Source organism: Acinetobacter sp. CFCC 10889, assembly GCF_003268395.1.
GTDB lineage: Bacteria > Pseudomonadota > Gammaproteobacteria > Pseudomonadales > Moraxellaceae > Acinetobacter.
In genome coordinates this window covers 39,546-55,294 of sequence record NZ_LQXQ01000003.1, presented here as the reverse complement: position 1 = coordinate 55,294, position 15,749 = coordinate 39,546, and the positions used below count along the sequence as shown (strand labels likewise).

Below are 15,749 nucleotides of genomic sequence, written 5' to 3'. Positions count from 1 at the left end.
TCAAATCATGCTGCCACTACGACCCGCTTTGAATTAAAGCAACTTTTTCATTTAATGTTACCGATTTTGGTGACACAGTTTGCCCAAGCAGGCTTTGGTCTGATCGACTCCATCATGGCAGGTCATATGTCTGCACAAGATTTAGCAGCCATTGCGGTGGGTGTGGGCTTATGGATTCCTGTGATGCTATTGTTTAGTGGCATCATGATTGCTGCAACACCTTTGGTTGCAGAAGCTCAAGGCGCACGTACCCCTGAAAAAATTCCATCCATTGTGCGTCAATCCTTATGGATCGGTTTGGTTTTGGGCATTATCGCAGGACTGATTTTGCAAGTGCTGCCTTTTTTACTTCCTTTATTTAATGTACCTGAAAGCTTGCTTCCCAAAGCAAGTTTGTTCTTACATGCAATTGGTTTTGGAATGCCTGCGGTGACCATGTATGCTGCTTTACGCAGTTATTCTGAGGCAATGGGCTATCCTCGTCCTGTAACCGTACTCAGTTTATTGGCATTGCTTGTACTGATTCCACTGAATTTTATTTTCATGTATGGGCTTGGTCCAATTCCTGAACTAGGCAGTGCAGGCTGTGGTTTTGCCACCGCAATTTTGCAATGGCTCATGTTTATTGCCTTGGCGTTTTATGTCTTGAAAGCCGAGCGTTATCAGAAAACCCAACCGTTAAAAGCATGGGAAAAAATCAATCCTGTGCTGATCAAACGTATTTTAAAGCTTGGTTTACCGATTGGTTTGGCGATTTTCTTTGAAGTCAGTATTTTCAGTACAGGAGCAATTGTCCTGAGTCCGTTGGGCGATATCACTGTCGCCGCACATCAAATTGCGATTTCTGTCACTTCCCAATTGTTTATGATTCCAATGTCTTTGGCGATCGCACTGACCATTCGGGTCGGAATGTATTATGGTGAAAAGAATTGGGCAGCGATGCGTAAAGTGCAGTTTGTGGGTTTAATTACAGGGACTGTATTTGCATTGGTCACCATGGCATTGATGTGGTTTTTACGCCCTGAAATCGTGGCAGCTTATACCTCTGACATCGAAGTTTCACAAGTGGCAATTTACCTGATTTTGTTTGCAATTGGCTATCAGTTGATTGATGCGTGGCAAGTCAGTGCCGCAGGCTGTTTGCGTGGTATGCAAGACACCAAAGGTCCAATGTGGATCACCATGTTTTCCTATTGGGTCATTGCATTTCCTGTTGGGATTTATTTGGCACGACAGACCTCAATGGGTGCAGCAGGTGTTTGGACAGGGTTAATTGTGGGTTTAAGTATTGCTTGCGTACTTCTGTTAATGCGTTTGTATATGAATAATAAAAGGTTAGAGCACAGTTAATCCCAACCAATGCTATAACTTTTTACTGACTCCTCACACAATTTAAAGTGAGGAGTTATTCAAACTCCTCAAGATTGTCGTGCAATCGCATCCCTCAACCCTTGAGGCACTTCACTTTCATCAGCAACATCTTTGACAATCGCCTGTCCCACAATTACATCTGTACCATTAAATGTCATCGTGGGCGCACCATATAACTCATAACCCTCATTTAAAGCTTTCGTTACTCTTGCACAAAAATTCACATCATCCTTGCCTGTCAAATAACGATAAACTTTCATAGCCAACTCTTGATTTATACATTAAGATCATTTTAACGTTGAGTGATCGCTAAAGCCCATTCATCTATAAAAATATATTCAAAATAGCAAAGAAGAAACAATCTCTTAACAATTTAAAGTAGGCAGTTTAAGAATAGTCGCCTATGATCAAAATGAGAAAAAACTTCATCAAAGTTTAAGGATTTGTCTGAATGTCTAAAAATTCAAGTACACCCGGTCGCCGTTTTATGAAACTTGCAGGTATGACTGCAAGTATCGCCACCAAAACTGTGTCCAATTCCATTCGCAACTTTAATGCTGATGAAGATAAAAAGAATGAAGCACGCAGCAAATTGTTTCAAGACATTGGCTTACAAATCGCCGATACACTTGGAGAAATGAAAGGTGCGGTGATGAAAGTCGGGCAAATCGCCTCACAGTACAAAGACATTTTCCCACCTGAAGTTGCCAAAGCCATTGCCAAACTGCAACGCCAAGCCCCTGCAATGCCCTTTGCAGACATCAAAAAGCAAGTTGAAAAAGAACTTGGTAAACCACTGGATCAAATATTTACAAATTTTGAAGAACTGCCTTTTGCAGCAGCATCCATCGGGCAAGTACACAAAGCCATCCTGCCAAATGGCACGGAGGTTGTGGTCAAAGTACAATATCCCGGTGTGGATGAAGCTTGTGAAAGTGACCTGAAACAAGTGCGTTTAGCTTTACGTTTAATGGGGGTGTTAAAAGTCGATAAAAAACTGCAAGACCGCTTATTCAAAGAGATTCAAGACAGTTTGCATGAAGAACTCAACTACGAAATCGAAGCACAAAATCTGCAAGTTTTTAAAACTTTCCATCAAGCTTTAGACACAAAAATTATTATCCCGAATGTTTATCCTGAATATTCAAGCAGACGTATTCTGACCTTGAGTATGGAAAAAGGCGACAATATCGAAACCGCAAGCACATGGGATTTGGAAATTCGCAATCAAATTGGTGAACGTTTGATTCGTGCCTTGGGACAACAAATGTTCTTCTTAAAACGCTTCCATTGCGATCCACATCCAGGGAATTTTGCCTTCCGTGCCGATGGCAGTGTGATTATTTATGACTTTGGTGGGGTGAAAACTTTATCCAATGACATCATTACTCATTTTAAAACTTTAGTGCGTGCAGGTCGTCAAGCTGACATTAGCACCATTGAAAATGAACTCACTGCTTTGGATGCACTTGCTGAAAAAGGCAAATTTCCTGAAGAACTTTACAAAGCATGGCTTGAAGTTTTATTACGCCCTCTCACCACACACTATGATTTTGCTGAAAATTCAGCGCATCATGATGGGATGAAGTTGGTAAAAAAATCACTGAAATATTGGGATGTTTTCAAGCCCTCACCTGATACCTTGATGGTCAATCGAACTATTTCAGGACATTATTGGAACCTGATTCAACTCAAAGTACATGACGATTTAAGCGATGTATTTGAAGAATTAATACCTCAGTAAAATTAATCTTTCATTCATGTTAGGTTAATTGTTTTTTAAGCAGGCTCAATTAAAGTAAACACATATTTTGAAGTCTAAGCAAATTATCCTCCTGCTTAGGCTTCTTTTTTTGCCTTAATTTTTAAATGTATTTTCCAATATTTTAAGCATCTGCTTTTACAGCATTGCAAATAACTTTACACTTCAATTGTTATGTTATAACATTTCAATAACCGTAAAATTGATTGGAGAATAAAATGCGTCCCAACATCCATCCTGAGTACCGCCAAGTTCTATTTCATGACACCAATGCCAATGCTTATTTCTTGATTGGCAGCACCATTCAGACTAAACAAACACGTGAGTTTGAAGGTCAAGACTATCCTTATGTCGCTTTGGATATTTCAAGTGCTTCACATCCGTTTTATACAGGTGAAGTCCGTCAGATCAACAATGAAGGTCGTATTGCAAGCTTTAACAAACGCTTTGCACGTTTTAAACGTTAATTTTTATGCTCAAATTTGAGTTAAATGATTTAGCTCTAGCCTAAAGTAAATCCTCCCTTTAGGCTTTTTTTATTGTTTATTTTGAAGCTAAAATCATTTGGAAAATATAAAAGCCAATCGCTAAAAAAATTACACCGATGATTACACTTGAAACTGTATATGCCAAAGCCATCGGAAACTGCCCTTGACGGATCAACTGAAATGTTTCCAAGCCAAAACTTGAAAATGTGGTAAATCCACCTAAGATTCCAACCATTAAAAATAAACGAGTTTCATTTTGCAGAATTGGATATTTTTGTGTGAAAGCAAAAAAAATCCCTGCTAAAAAACAGCCTAAAATATTGATTGACCATGTTGTCCACGGGAAAAGGCTGTGTGGTTTGGAAATGATCAATCCCGCACCGTAGCGCAAACTTGCACCAATTGCACCACCGCAAGCGACCAATAGCCAATTCATTATTGAGTCCTTAGATTAAATTAATCACGAAATATCATCTAGATTATTTATTATAATTGCAAATCTATAGTTTAACTATCATACTAATATGCCTATAACATGTTGAAATATAAATATTAGGTACTTAAATTGTCAGAAAATTTAGATAAAAGAAAAATCGTTGTTTTAATTGATGCTGATAATGCCCAATATTCTAAAATAGAATCTATTCTTGAAGAAATTGCCGCAAGAGGGCAAATTATTACAAAAAGAGCATATGGTGATTGGTCTCAAGAAACCTTAAAAAATTGGAAAACAATTCTAAATACTCTTGCAATACAACCTATTCAACAGTTTGCATATACATCAGGAAAAAATGCAACTGACTCTTCGATTATAATTGATGCAATGGATCTTCTATATGGGAATAGACATGATACTTTTGTCATTGTATCAAGTGATAGTGATTTTACTCGTTTAGCATCTCGCCTAAGAGAATCGGAAATTTTTGTCATTGGATTCGGGCAATCGAAAACACCAGTAGCTTTCAGGAATGCATGTGATGACTTCATTTTTACTGAAAATTTAAATTCTAATGAAGAGCAAGACTCTAATGAATCAACTAACCAAATTCAAAAAGTCAAAAAAGTTACAGAACTTGTTCCTCTATTAACAAAAGCTTGGAGTCAATTTCGGGAGGAGGATAGTTGGGCAAACTTATCTATAGTCGGAACTTATATTAAGCGCAGTCGTCCTGACTTTGATCCGCGAACTTATGGTTGTACTAAATTATCAGATATTATCCGAAAACTTGAAAAATATTATGATCATAAAATGATTTCTATTAATGGAAGTAAAGCATCAATTATGGTTTTTCGGCTAAAAAAATCCACTTAACACAAAGTTTTTTCACTCTTCACATAAAAGTCCAATTCAGGCACAACAAATACAAACACCTCTTGTTCATTCACACCCCATTCTTTTAACAAAGGACATTGAATATCGAGCACTTTTGCCGCTTGGATTTGGGAAAAATCAAACGGCATTTCAATATCACCTTGCGACATTTTTTCAGGCTGATCAACCCATTCCACCCACGCATGATCTTGATCAACTAAATAGCGAATGGCTTCATCCCATGATGAAAATAAAGATTGCCAAATCTTTGGCAATTGCTGATCTGTACTGATCTCGACTGTACTGGATAATTGATAGCATTCATCAACATGAAGTTGCGTATGAATCTGTGAATTATTTTTTTGATGAATAAATGGTTGTGCAAACTGTGCAGGCATCGCATCACTGGCAAGCCGCCCACTCAATACATAGAGCTTTTGATCAACCACAACTTGTTCAAAAATTACAGTTTTGTCTTGCTGTTGCGGTTCGATATAAAAACGCCAATTACTTTGTTTCGGTGATGGCATCAATTTTCGAAACCACCCTAAGAAAGAAAAACCAAAATGTTCATGCTGATACGTTAGAATGGTAAAAATGGTTTTACCTTGTTTTTCCCATAACTGAACATGTTTTGGATAACGTGAACGTACTTTTTCAATATCAACCAACCATGATAAATAGACAATATTTTTGACTCGGCTTTGTAATTTGAAGAATGGTAGAACTCGCATCAACGCACGGCGCAAATTTAAAAGCCATGAACTTTGCACCAAATAAGCAATGAATTTCATGATCCAATTTAAATCTTTATTTTTAATTTGATGTCGATTCATAATGCTCTTTGTTATTGCTTTGTTTTATTTATTCTAACAAATCTATGCAAATAATCCTCAAGACTAAAACAACAAAACATAAATAGGCATTACGTGATTTCAAATGAATCAGCTATGATAAGCGCACAATTAAATCAGGAATTTAAATCGTGGCTCAAGATTTATTAAAACAACTGCAAGCAAATGAAGCTCAATTTGCCGATGTCATTGCTTTTATTGAAGCACGTTATACGCACACGCCAACTGCATTTCAAAATGGTCAACAACACAATGCAGCCACTGAAAACCAAGGCAGTGCCAAAGTCTTTTCTTTCGCGCAATTGAATGATTTAGATCAACAACAAACTTTAAGTCTATTTGCCGAACACTATGCTTCTGTATTGGCAAGCCCTGAAGCAACAGATCATCAAAACATTCGACAGTTTATGCAAAACGGTTGGGATGGAATCAAGTTTGAAGGTACTGCTTTAACTGCGAAATAACCCTACGCAGGCGACTCCTCCCTTTTTAAAGGGAGGTTGGGAGGGATTTATTGCCCCCTACAGCCATTTTTATAATAAAAATCAATTAGATTAATAACATCAAATCACGGACGTTCATCGTACTGTGGTAAACCATCACAAATCGTATCCCATTCTGCCTTATAAGCCGTAAACGTATGCATGGTTGGCTTTTGCTCAAGCGGTGTATCCAAAGTTCCAATTCTTAAACGATAAGTATCAGGTGTTTCAGCTTTAATACTGATAATCGGTGAAGCACATTCACCACAAAAACAACGCTGTGTGGTTTCACTAGACTGATATTTTTTCAGTAACTGCTCACCTTGTACGATTTTAAAATCTGCTTTTTGAATGGGTGCATTGGCAGCAAAAGCACTGCCATTTGCCTTACGACAACGACGACAATGACACTCAATAATATCGCCAATTTCGCCATGAATTTCATAGCGAATCCCGCCACACAAACAACTTCCTGTATATAATTTTTCAGCAGACATGACTTAACTCTAAAATATAAAACCATTTAAAATTAGCACATCTTACAAGTGTTAATCCAAATTTAATCTTATGAAATTGTTGTTTCCGTTATTCACTTTGTTAAATACTGATACACACCTTGCCCTGCTGCACGACCTGTCGCAAAACACGCAGTCAGTAAATATCCGCCCGTTGGTGCATCCCAATCCAACATTTCCCCACAACAGAACACATAAGGATTGGATTTGAGTTGTAAATGCTCAGTGAATACGGATTGTTTCACACCACCTGCACAGCTAATCGCTTCCTCAATCGGACGAAAACCTGATAGCTCGATTTTTAAATGTTTAATTTCATTCGCCAACTTTTCAGCGTGATTCCACAGTGATTTATCGACCATTTCACGGACTAAATTGGCTTTAGCAATATCCAAGCCCGCTTTACGCCAAATATTCGCAGTCGATTGTTTTTTTGATGCTTGTAATTTTTGCGCCAATTGTGCCACCGTCAAATCAGGCAACAAATCCAAATATAAGCACATAGATTGTTGCTGTTTCAGTTGCTGTCTTAACGCTCGTCCTTGCTTATAAATCAGCCCACTTTCTAAACCATAATGGGTAATGACAATATCGCCCTGTGTTTTAGATGCATGCTCTACCCATGCCTCAACACGTTTCAGTGGCTGCCCAAACACAGCTTGCATAAACTTAGACCATGTTTTTTCTACGCCTGCATTACTGGCTTGAAATGGCTCAATTTCATCTGCATTGAGCCATTTTTGCCATGCGCCATCACTGCCTAAACGTGACCATGACACTGCGCCGCAAGCAAGAATAATCGCATCAAACACTTGCTCAAAAATCTGTTCCGTTTTCAAATCCTGAATTTTTAAAGTTTGATTGCTCAAATCCAAAATTTGATGCCGATAATGAAAATGGACTTTTTGCTCAGCCAAACGTTTCAACCAAGCTCTCAATAAGGGTGCAGCTTTCATTTCAATCGGGAAAATCCGTCCAGAAGTACCGACATAAGATTCAATGCCTAAATCTTGCATCCACGCTTGAATCCAATTGGCATCCCATTGTTTGACCCACGGACTCAACCATTCCACCTGATCATAACGCTGTACAAATTGTTCAATCGGCTCAGCATGGGAAATGTTTAACCCTGTTTTGCCTGCCATCAAAAATTTACGTGCTGCCGATGGCTTCTGCTCAAAGACATGCACTTCATAATCATGCGCACTCAAGACTTCCGCAGCCATCAAACCCGCAGGACCTGCCCCGACAATCGCAATGCGTTTATTCGGCATCTTTAGACTCAGTCATTTGCGTATTTTGACCTTGCAAAGGCTGAAAATCATCAAAGCGAGTAGTGTAATTTTCAGGTTTAGAAATGATCAACTGCTGACACAATTCACCACGTTCCAAATATTTCACTTCAAAATGAGTACGTGCCGAATCTGATGCAATCACCTGTTTTTCATAAGGTAAATGCCAAACCTGTTTTAATTGTTGCTCTGCTTCTTCAATATATTCAGGAATATTACTGGCCAATGTCACTGTGCCATTCACAGCCAAACGTGAGATGAGAAACTCAAAAAATGGCATATTCAACCAACGCTGTGCAGGATTATGTGGCTCAGGATTTGGATAGAGTATAAAAAAATGTTGTACTTGTTGTGGAAATAAAGCATGCACCACCCACGGCAAAGCATCGGCATGCATTGGGGTTAAATTGGCTTGTCCTTCAAGCTGATGTTGCTTTTGCATCGCTAAAAATTTTTCACGTGTCCGTTCAATCGCAATCAATTTCAAATCAGGATGTTGCCCTGAAAATAACAAAGCATGTTTACCCTTACCTGCACCTATCTCTATACAAATAGGATGATTTTCAATGGATTGGAAATCACGAGGAGCATGCATGCGATGTGCTTGAAATTGACGAATTGGCATAAACAGATCAAACTAAGAAAAATCAGCGCAAGTTTAACAAGTCTGCGTTATTTTTGCTTCTTAGATTGTCTATTTAAATCAGGAATTCATCATGCCTAAATCATTTCCATGTCCACGTTGTGGTGAAGCGACCACTTGGGAAAATAATGAATTTCGTCCATTTTGTTCAGATCGTTGTAAATTGATTGATCTTGGCGCTTGGGCAAATGAAGATTATAAGCTTCCAACTGAAGATGCACCGCAAGCAGAGGATTCCTAAGGAGAGGCAATATTTCATTACAATAATAAAATCACAGCGTAAGCAGTTTGTATTATAACTTAACTATATTTTTAAATTATTGTTACTTTTTTAGTTTACGAATAATGTGAATCATAGAGAAAAATTATGCATTTCGTATTAAAAGTTATTTTTATCATTTTAGTTATTTTAAGTTTACTTTTTATCGTCCTCGGCTTTTACGCTTCCGATGGTCTTTTCTTTGTCATCGCCTTGTTGTTTATCATTGCTACTATTTTAGTAGGTCTAGAAATCCGTAAAAGATTTTCAAATCCTTTTGAATAAGCAACATGATAAAAGCTTTATTCACCAAATCGAATAAAGCTTTTTCTTGCAAATAAAAGACTTAACCTGCTTTACTTGCCACAAATGGATTATGTTGCTTTTCAAAACCAATGGTACTCATCGGTCCATGCCCAGAGATGAACTGTGTTTCATCAGGCAAACTAAAACATTCACGCTGAATTGAATCTAACAACTGTTGATGATTACCTCTAGGAAAATCTGTCCGTCCAATTGAACCTTTAAATAAAACATCTCCAGTCCACAGCACACCATATTTTGCATTATAAAAAATCACATGACCTGGCGTATGACCTGGCGCAAAACGAACTTCAAATTCCTCTTCACCTAATTTAAGCACTTCACCGCCTTCTAGCCATTGATCAACTTTTACAGGCTCAGGAATTGGGAAACCATAACGAGCTGATACTTCTTGAATCATATCCAACCAAAAAGCATCTTCTTTGTGCGGACCAATCACAGGAATATTCCACTCTTTAACTAAAGCGCCTACAGCGCCTGCATGGTCTAAGTGCCCGTGCGTTAACCACAATGCTTTGACTGTTAATCCCAAGCTTTCCACTTCTTGTTTAAGCTTTTCAGCATCACCACCTGCATCAATTAATACAGCTTCTTTGGATTCAGAATCCCACACAATCGAGCAGTTTTGAGCAAATGCAGTGACGGGTACAATTTTAACTTGTAACATGTTTTTTCCTCAAATTGACTCAAATGTAGAAAATGTTGTGCTAAGTGGATCTAAATTTGCCTGTAATAATTGGGCAAGTAATTCGATATGCAAAGTATCATTATTTAGTGCAGGAATGTATTTATAAGACTGTCCGCCTGCTTGTAAAAACAGTTCTGCATTTTGTAATGCCAATTCTTCTAAAGTTTCCAAGCAATCTGCTGAAAAAGCAGGGCTCATGATCTGTACAGACTTAACACCTTGAGCTGCCCAATCTTGTAAGATTTGATCTGTATAAGGCTTGACCCATTCTTGCTTACCAAAACGTGATTGGAAGCTTATCGCCCATTGATCATCCTTTAATCCTAAAGCTTGAGCTACCTTAAGCGCAGTAATACGACAACGATCTGCATAAGGATCACCTTTATCTGCATAAGGCTGTGGAATCCCATGAAAAGACATCAATAGTTTTTCAGCTTGTCCATGTTGTTGCTGAAATCTAATAACACTGTCTGCCAAAGCCTGAATATACAAAGGATGCTGATAATAATCACGAATAATCGTTAATGCAGGTAAATTTCTCTGTGTCAGTACCCATTTTGCAAGAGCATCATAGAGTGGTGCTGTCGAAGTCGCTGAATACTGAGGGAAAAGTGGCAATAAAATGATTTGATCATATTGTTGTGCTGCATCTTTTAATACTTGCTGAATACCTGGATGACCATAGGTCATTGCAGGGACAACCTGTAGCTCAAGCGCTGGATTTTGTGTTACCAATTTTTGCTTTAACACAGCTGTTTGTTGTAACAAAATTTCTCGCATAGGAGAGTCTTTTAGCCATACTTGCGCATAAGCATGAGCAACTCGCTTCGGACGAAATGGTAAAACAAAAGCATGTAAAATAATTTGCCAAATAAATTTTGGAATTTCAATTACACGCCCATCAGACAAAAATTGTTTTAGAAAACGCCGTACCGCAGCCTCAGTTGGTGCATCTGGCGTACCTAAATTTGCAATAATCACTAAAACTTTGGGTTTTGCGAACTTCATTCTATTTTCAAATTGATTGACTTCACTATACATTACCGAATATTGAAGCAAATGTCCTTTAATTTAAATACTCAAAGGACGTGTACCCAAAATTTGCGAGCTTTCTAACAGCCTCAAACCTTTCATCGTAATTTGCCATAACATACGCTGACGATCATCTCGCCCAATCGGTGCAATCCAATCATTTTGGCGCATTTGCTGCTTAATCGTGTGTAATGCTCGTACATTAATTTGCGCCCTCGCAACAGCATGCGCTCTAGGCATAAATACTTGTACATCTGCCAAACCAGATTTATTGAGGTATTCATTCAGTACTTTTGAGAAACTATCTTCAAGCGTTGTTTCTCTAAACTCAACCGATAATACTTTTAAAATTTCAATCCATGTCATTTCACGGATCGGGTTCATTTCTTTAAAATTACCATCTTGATAGGCATGCACACGATAATCAAAATTAAAGACATCATGAATAGATACTTTTGGTAAAGTCAAAAATGGATCTGTTTCTTTGGGTGCTTGCGTATGTTTCACTTGCGCCAGTTGCGTTTTTAAACGGTCAATTTCATCTTGTAAAACTTGAATATTTTGTGGACGTACCCATCCCACAACAGGATAACGCTCTAACATCTGTGGCATATAAGAACGGACGCTTAGCTCTAAATCCCTTAAAGTTCGATAAGTAATAACTTGCTCTACTTCTCTTTGTAACTGGTTACGAAACTCATAGAATTTTTCTTTTAATTCTGCACGAGATTCTTGTAACACATCCTCTCGTAACTCGGGTGTTTCATGCAAAAAAACAATGATCGGTTTTTGTTTGGTTACGGCGTAGATATATTCTAAATGCATATAGCTCACCCCAGAAACGGATTGTTCACCGTACTGGCTACCTAAAAGCAATAGAACATAATCACAATCATCAATTTGGCGGCGTGCAAACGCAGTACTTAAAGGTGTACGTTGTTCGAGACCCCATGAAAAAAATCCCATGCCGATGAGTGTTTGTGACACGATCATTCGTTCTGGCTGCATTTCTTTGCCAGACGTTGTAATAAACACTTGATAACGTTTGTCGAGCATAGGTTTAACCCATCCTTCTCATATAGCTTAAATATCGATCTGCCCCAAACAAATCACGAAGTTATATGCCCTACACTTATAAATATAAATCAATAAAATTAAAATTTTTTAATTTTATATGTTGGACTGATTATTACAGTCTATCAAATAACATCATGGATTGACCATGACATTTTTCCTTGAATTAAATGTTTTAAGACAGGTTCTAAAGCATGCGCATTATGACCACTGGCATAAAAATTTAATTGTATTTCTTGTCCTCGTGCTGTCTCTAATAATAACCCATTTTTAATTAAAATTCGTGCAGTTTGTCGAGCTACTGCAAAACCAGAATCAACTAAGGTAAGTTGATCTGTATATATCCCCTGAATCGTCTCTTTTAAAAATGGATAATGAGTACACCCTAAAACCAAGTAATCAGCATGTCTTGCAACTACGGGATCCAAAACCTTTCTTAATGCCTCTTTGCAAGCATCACTACTTTGCAAACCTGCTTCAACAAAAGGAACTAAATCTAAACAGGTTACCGTAATAACCTCAACACCTGAAGGCTCAGCAAAACGATGCACCACATCTTTGATCAACTGTCCACGAAATGTTGCAGGTGTTGCTAAAACAGCAACAACTTTATTTTTCGTTTGTAAAACAGCAGGTTTTAATGCGGGTACTAAACCAACAATTGGAAAGCTTTCACCATAATGCTCACGTAAAAAGTCCAAACTAAATGCTGAAGCTGTATTGCATGCAACCACAGCAATTTTACAGCCCTGTCGATAGAGCCATTCGATTGCATGTGCGGTCAACTCACGAATATTTTGATCATCTCGTGCACCATAAGGTACATGTGCCGTATCTGCAAAATAAATGATCCGTTCATTTGGTAAATAGTTTGCAATCTCCTGAGCCACAGAAAGCCCACCTACACCCGAATCAAAAATACCAATAGGTGCATCTGCAGATGCTTTAGGCATAGGATTTTCTAAAGGATATAAAGGAAGAATGGCGCTCATTTGATCCACTATTTATATGAGTCAACAATAATTAGCAAAGCTTAAACCTCAAGTGCCTAATTGCAAGTGCAAATCACCACTTGTTAACGATAAAATGGTATCGCCTTGTGCATTTTCAAACAATTCACCATATTCAATCAAATGAAAAAATGCAGCTCGCTGAATTAAAGCATTTATTCCAAAACGCACATGCACATAAGGTCGTACTTCACCCTCAAATTCCCGCATAAAAATCAGATGTTCTTGATCCACAATAATGACATCTTGATTGGTTGTCGTCAGTTGTAGATATTTTTTTTGCTCAATCTCAACCTGCTCAACCTCATTGACCAACAGCGGCTCATCCTCTACCTCAATTTCAATCTGCTCTACAGGTGTTTTTAAGTAGAATTTTCCACTTTCTTTCCACAGCACACGACTAAAAAGGTCTAATAGGGCTTTTCGGCGAATCAATTGACCTTCGTGCCACCATTCTCCATTGGCTTTTATACGCAAATCCATTTTGCCGCAATGCTTTGGTTGCCACTGCTCCAAAGGTGGTATTGACCTTTTGTGACCCAACTGTGCAACTTTTAGGTATTGTGCAATGCTCATTAAGTTTTTATCATCAGAAGCTCGTGATTTATTCCGATCTGACGTTGAATTATTTTGATTTACCATGGTTTATGCCTTGCTGACTAAAAAATAAAACGACTCAGCCAATTGGCTAGATCAAGGTTTGAAACTATACTAGCGCAAAATATATTATCGATACGAGCGTTAATTCGTATCACAAAATTTTAGAACACTCACGGCAGCACCGATTTATTGTTTTAAACGTAATATTCAATAAATATATACGGTTGCCACCCTTAGAAATATGAGGAGTCCTACATGGAACACATCGAACGTGAATCGATGGAGTTTGACGTAGTGATCGTAGGCGCAGGTCCTGCGGGTCTTTCTGCTGCGATTAAAATTCGTCAACTGGCTATTGAAAACAATCTTCCAGACCTTAGCGTCTGTGTGGTTGAAAAAGGCTCTGAAGTTGGTGCGCATATCTTATCTGGTGCTGTACTTGAACCTCGTGCAATCAATGAACTTTTCCCAAACTGGAAAGAAGAAGGTGCACCTTTAAATGTGCCAGTGACTGAAGATCAAACTTACTTCACGCTTTCCGCAACAAGTTCACAAAAAGCACCTCATTGGATGGTGCCAAAAACCATGCACAATGAAGGCAACTATGTTGTTTCTTTAGGCAATGTTGTTCGTTGGTTAGGCACTAAAGCTGAAGAATTAGAAGTTTCTATTTTCCCTGGCTTTGCTGCATCTGAAATTTTGTATCATGCAGATGGTTCTGTAAAAGGCATCCAAACTGGTGATATGGGTATTGGTAAAGATGGCGAACCGACACATAACTTTACCCCTGGTTATGAGTTACATGCAAAATATACAATTTTTGCTGAAGGTTGCCGTGGTCATTTGGGCAAACGCTTATTGGCTAAATTCGATTTGGACAAAGATGCTGATCCACAGCATTACGGTATTGGTATTAAAGAACTTTGGGAAATCGACCCTGCAAAACATAAACCTGGTTTGGTGATGCATGGTACAGGTTGGCCGCTCAATGAAACAGGTTCTTCAGGTGGTTGGTGGTTATATCACGCTGAAAATAATCAAGTGACTTTGGGTCTCATCGTTGATTTATCTTATCAAAATCCAAATATGTATCCATTTGCCGAAATGCAACGCTGGAAAACCCATCCATTGATCAAGCAATATCTTGAAGGTGGTAAGCGTATTTCTTATGGTGCACGTGCGATTACCAAAGGCGGTATTAATGCCTTACCAAAACTGACTTTCCCAGGCGGTTGTTTGATTGGTGATGATGCAGGCTTCTTAAACTTTGCAAAAATCAAAGGCTCACATACTGCAATGAAATCAGGCATGTTATGTGGTGAAGCTGTATTTGAGGCAATCCAAGCAGGCGTGGCGAAAGGTGGTGAGTTAGGTTATGCTCGTGTCGTTGAAGGCGAAGATTTCTTTGCTAAAGAACTCACTTCATATACTGACAAATTTAACAACAGTTGGTTAAAAGAAGAGTTACATCGTTCACGTAACTTTGGTCCAGCAATGCATAAATTTGGTCAATGGATCGGTGGTGCATTTAACTTCATCGACCAAAACATTTTCCAAGTGCCATTTACTTTACATGATTTAATTCCTGATTTCAGTGCGTTAAAAACGGTAGATGCTGCAACATTTAAACCAGACTATCCAAAACCAGATGGCAAATTAACATTTGACCGTTTATCTTCGGTGTTTGTGTCTAATACTGTACATGAAGAAAATCAGCCAGCACATTTGAAACTGACGGATGCATCTATTCCTGTAAACGTAAACTTACCAAAATGGGATGAGCCTGCTCAGCGTTACTGCCCTGCAGGTGTTTATGAAATCATGGAAAATGATGATGGTTCTAAACGCTTCCAAATCAACGCAGCGAACTGTGTACATTGTAAGACTTGCGATATTAAAGACCCATCACAAAACATCACTTGGGTAACACCTGAGGGTGGCGGTGGTCCTAATTACCCTAACATGTAATTAGTATCCAAATATGTAATTTGGATAGTTCTTGCGCAAGCTCATACCCTAACATGTAATCTCGTTTGAGATGAA

18 protein-coding genes are annotated in these 15,749 nt (G+C 38.4%); 7 read left to right on the top strand and 11 right to left on the bottom strand.

All coding sequences use genetic code 11. The features are described 5' to 3' along the window. The first annotated feature begins 54 nt into the window (after positions 1 to 54). Complete coding sequence (locus tag AVJ19_RS01505) at positions 55 to 1,350, top strand: MATE family efflux transporter (protein WP_111858152.1); 1,296 nt, start codon at positions 55 to 57, stop codon at positions 1,348 to 1,350. Positions 1,351 to 1,418: 68 nt separating this feature from the next. Here AVJ19_RS01505 and AVJ19_RS01500 read toward each other — a convergent pair whose 3' ends face one another. After that, positions 1,419 to 1,631 (bottom strand): DUF1737 domain-containing protein, encoded by a 213-nt coding sequence (locus AVJ19_RS01500; protein ID WP_111858070.1) that lies wholly within the window; start codon positions 1,629 to 1,631, stop codon positions 1,419 to 1,421. Between the two features lie 191 nt (positions 1,632 to 1,822). Here AVJ19_RS01500 and AVJ19_RS01495 point away from each other — a divergent pair, with 191 nt between their 5' ends. Both AVJ19_RS01495 and AVJ19_RS01490 read left to right on the top strand, forming a co-directional pair. Beyond that, positions 1,823 to 3,115 (top strand): ABC1 kinase family protein, encoded by a 1,293-nt coding sequence (locus AVJ19_RS01495; RefSeq protein WP_111858069.1) that lies wholly within the window; start codon positions 1,823 to 1,825, stop codon positions 3,113 to 3,115. A gap of 236 nt (positions 3,116 to 3,351) precedes the next feature. Next, positions 3,352 to 3,600 carry a type B 50S ribosomal protein L31 gene (locus AVJ19_RS01490; protein WP_111858068.1) on the top strand — a complete coding sequence of 83 codons (249 nt, stop codon included), beginning with the start codon at positions 3,352 to 3,354 and terminating at the stop codon, positions 3,598 to 3,600. Positions 3,601 to 3,676: 76 nt separating this feature from the next. Here AVJ19_RS01490 and crcB read toward each other — a convergent pair whose 3' ends face one another. Next, a complete protein-coding gene (crcB, locus tag AVJ19_RS01485) occupies positions 3,677 to 4,057 on the bottom strand; it encodes a fluoride efflux transporter CrcB (protein ID WP_111858067.1) in 381 nt (126 codons plus the stop codon). Positions 4,058 to 4,186: 129 nt separating this feature from the next. Between crcB and AVJ19_RS01480 the strand changes: the two genes are divergently transcribed. After that, entirely contained in the window at positions 4,187 to 4,933 is a 747-nt protein-coding gene (locus AVJ19_RS01480; protein ID WP_111858066.1) for an NYN domain-containing protein, read from the top strand. On the opposite strand, the gene AVJ19_RS01475 is transcribed toward AVJ19_RS01480, so the two are convergent. Then, entirely contained in the window at positions 4,930 to 5,769 is an 840-nt protein-coding gene (locus AVJ19_RS01475; RefSeq protein ID WP_111858065.1) for a DUF2071 domain-containing protein, read from the bottom strand. The genes AVJ19_RS01480 and AVJ19_RS01475 overlap by 4 nt on opposite strands. 149 nt (positions 5,770 to 5,918) lie before the next feature. Here AVJ19_RS01475 and AVJ19_RS01470 point away from each other — a divergent pair, with 149 nt between their 5' ends. Next, on the top strand, positions 5,919 to 6,251 hold the full coding sequence (locus AVJ19_RS01470; protein WP_111858064.1) for a HopJ type III effector protein: 333 nt from the start codon (positions 5,919 to 5,921) through the stop codon (positions 6,249 to 6,251). 104 nt (positions 6,252 to 6,355) lie between these two features. Here the strand turns inward: AVJ19_RS01470 and AVJ19_RS01465 are convergent, their stop codons facing one another. From AVJ19_RS01465 to AVJ19_RS01455, 3 genes are all read right to left on the bottom strand, one after another. Further along, on the bottom strand, positions 6,356 to 6,766 hold the full coding sequence (locus tag AVJ19_RS01465) for a GFA family protein (RefSeq protein ID WP_068975279.1): 411 nt from the start codon (positions 6,764 to 6,766) through the stop codon (positions 6,356 to 6,358). Positions 6,767 to 6,858: 92 nt separating this feature from the next. Then, positions 6,859 to 8,058: a TIGR03862 family flavoprotein gene (locus AVJ19_RS01460; RefSeq protein WP_111858063.1), complete on the bottom strand. Its 1,200-nt coding sequence runs from the start codon at positions 8,056 to 8,058 to the stop codon at positions 6,859 to 6,861. Then, positions 8,048 to 8,707, bottom strand: coding sequence for an SAM-dependent methyltransferase (locus tag AVJ19_RS01455; protein WP_171334145.1), 660 nt, complete (start codon positions 8,705 to 8,707; stop codon positions 8,048 to 8,050). The genes AVJ19_RS01460 and AVJ19_RS01455 overlap by 11 nt, the downstream gene beginning before the upstream one ends. An 85-nt stretch (positions 8,708 to 8,792) precedes the next feature. On the opposite strand from AVJ19_RS01455, the gene AVJ19_RS01450 reads away from it, so the two are divergent. Continuing rightward, the gene (locus AVJ19_RS01450) at positions 8,793 to 8,960 is read left to right on the top strand and encodes a DNA gyrase inhibitor YacG (RefSeq protein WP_111858061.1); all 168 of its coding nucleotides are present in this window, start codon (positions 8,793 to 8,795) and stop codon (positions 8,958 to 8,960) included. A 364-nt stretch (positions 8,961 to 9,324) separates the two neighbouring features. Here AVJ19_RS01450 and AVJ19_RS01445 read toward each other — a convergent pair whose 3' ends face one another. The 5 genes from AVJ19_RS01445 to AVJ19_RS01425 form a co-directional block, all read right to left on the bottom strand. Next, on the bottom strand, positions 9,325 to 9,969 hold the full coding sequence (locus tag AVJ19_RS01445) for an MBL fold metallo-hydrolase (RefSeq protein ID WP_111858060.1): 645 nt from the start codon (positions 9,967 to 9,969) through the stop codon (positions 9,325 to 9,327). A 9-nt stretch (positions 9,970 to 9,978) separates the two neighbouring features. Further along, positions 9,979 to 10,998 carry a ferrochelatase gene (hemH, locus tag AVJ19_RS01440; protein WP_111858151.1) on the bottom strand — a complete coding sequence of 340 codons (1,020 nt, stop codon included), beginning with the start codon at positions 10,996 to 10,998 and terminating at the stop codon, positions 9,979 to 9,981. A gap of 63 nt (positions 10,999 to 11,061) precedes the next feature. Continuing rightward, the gene (locus tag AVJ19_RS01435) at positions 11,062 to 12,078 is read right to left on the bottom strand and encodes a DUF4062 domain-containing protein (RefSeq protein ID WP_111858059.1); all 1,017 of its coding nucleotides are present in this window, start codon (positions 12,076 to 12,078) and stop codon (positions 11,062 to 11,064) included. Between the two features lie 143 nt (positions 12,079 to 12,221). Beyond that, positions 12,222 to 13,088, bottom strand: coding sequence for a glutamate racemase (gene murI / locus AVJ19_RS01430; protein ID WP_111858058.1), 867 nt, complete (start codon positions 13,086 to 13,088; stop codon positions 12,222 to 12,224). A 48-nt stretch (positions 13,089 to 13,136) separates the two neighbouring features. Then, a complete protein-coding gene (locus AVJ19_RS01425) occupies positions 13,137 to 13,748 on the bottom strand; it encodes a DUF1285 domain-containing protein (protein WP_111858057.1) in 612 nt (203 codons plus the stop codon). Positions 13,749 to 13,961: 213 nt separating this feature from the next. On the opposite strand from AVJ19_RS01425, the gene AVJ19_RS01420 reads away from it, so the two are divergent. After that, on the top strand, positions 13,962 to 15,674 hold the full coding sequence (locus AVJ19_RS01420) for an electron transfer flavoprotein-ubiquinone oxidoreductase (protein ID WP_111858056.1): 1,713 nt from the start codon (positions 13,962 to 13,964) through the stop codon (positions 15,672 to 15,674). Positions 15,675 to 15,749: the final 75 nt, after the last annotated feature.

Excerpts from the sequence above, each read along its gene's own strand:
- AVJ19_RS01495 (WP_111858069.1), top strand. The coding sequence starts at position 1,823 with ATGTCTAAAAATTCAAGTACACCCGGTCGCCGTTTTATGAAACTTGCA.
- AVJ19_RS01500 (WP_111858070.1), bottom strand. The coding sequence starts at position 1,631 with ATGAAAGTTTATCGTTATTTGACAGGCAAGGATGATGTGAATTTTTGT.
- AVJ19_RS01475 (WP_111858065.1), bottom strand. The coding sequence starts at position 5,769 with ATGAATCGACATCAAATTAAAAATAAAGATTTAAATTGGATCATGAAA.
- murI (WP_111858058.1), bottom strand. The coding sequence starts at position 13,088 with ATGAGCGCCATTCTTCCTTTATATCCTTTAGAAAATCCTATGCCTAAA.
- AVJ19_RS01420 (WP_111858056.1), top strand. The coding sequence starts at position 13,962 with ATGGAACACATCGAACGTGAATCGATGGAGTTTGACGTAGTGATCGTA.
- AVJ19_RS01465 (WP_068975279.1), bottom strand. The coding sequence starts at position 6,766 with ATGTCTGCTGAAAAATTATATACAGGAAGTTGTTTGTGTGGCGGGATT.
- AVJ19_RS01490 (WP_111858068.1), top strand. The coding sequence starts at position 3,352 with ATGCGTCCCAACATCCATCCTGAGTACCGCCAAGTTCTATTTCATGAC.
- AVJ19_RS01435 (WP_111858059.1), bottom strand. The coding sequence starts at position 12,078 with ATGCTCGACAAACGTTATCAAGTGTTTATTACAACGTCTGGCAAAGAA.
- hemH (WP_111858151.1), bottom strand. The coding sequence starts at position 10,998 with ATGAAGTTCGCAAAACCCAAAGTTTTAGTGATTATTGCAAATTTAGGT.
- AVJ19_RS01460 (WP_111858063.1), bottom strand. The coding sequence starts at position 8,058 with ATGCCGAATAAACGCATTGCGATTGTCGGGGCAGGTCCTGCGGGTTTG.
- crcB (WP_111858067.1), bottom strand. The coding sequence starts at position 4,057 with ATGAATTGGCTATTGGTCGCTTGCGGTGGTGCAATTGGTGCAAGTTTG.
- AVJ19_RS01450 (WP_111858061.1), top strand. The coding sequence starts at position 8,793 with ATGCCTAAATCATTTCCATGTCCACGTTGTGGTGAAGCGACCACTTGG.
- AVJ19_RS01505 (WP_111858152.1), top strand. The coding sequence starts at position 55 with ATGTTACCGATTTTGGTGACACAGTTTGCCCAAGCAGGCTTTGGTCTG.
- AVJ19_RS01425 (WP_111858057.1), bottom strand. The coding sequence starts at position 13,748 with ATGGTAAATCAAAATAATTCAACGTCAGATCGGAATAAATCACGAGCT.
- AVJ19_RS01445 (WP_111858060.1), bottom strand. The coding sequence starts at position 9,969 with ATGTTACAAGTTAAAATTGTACCCGTCACTGCATTTGCTCAAAACTGC.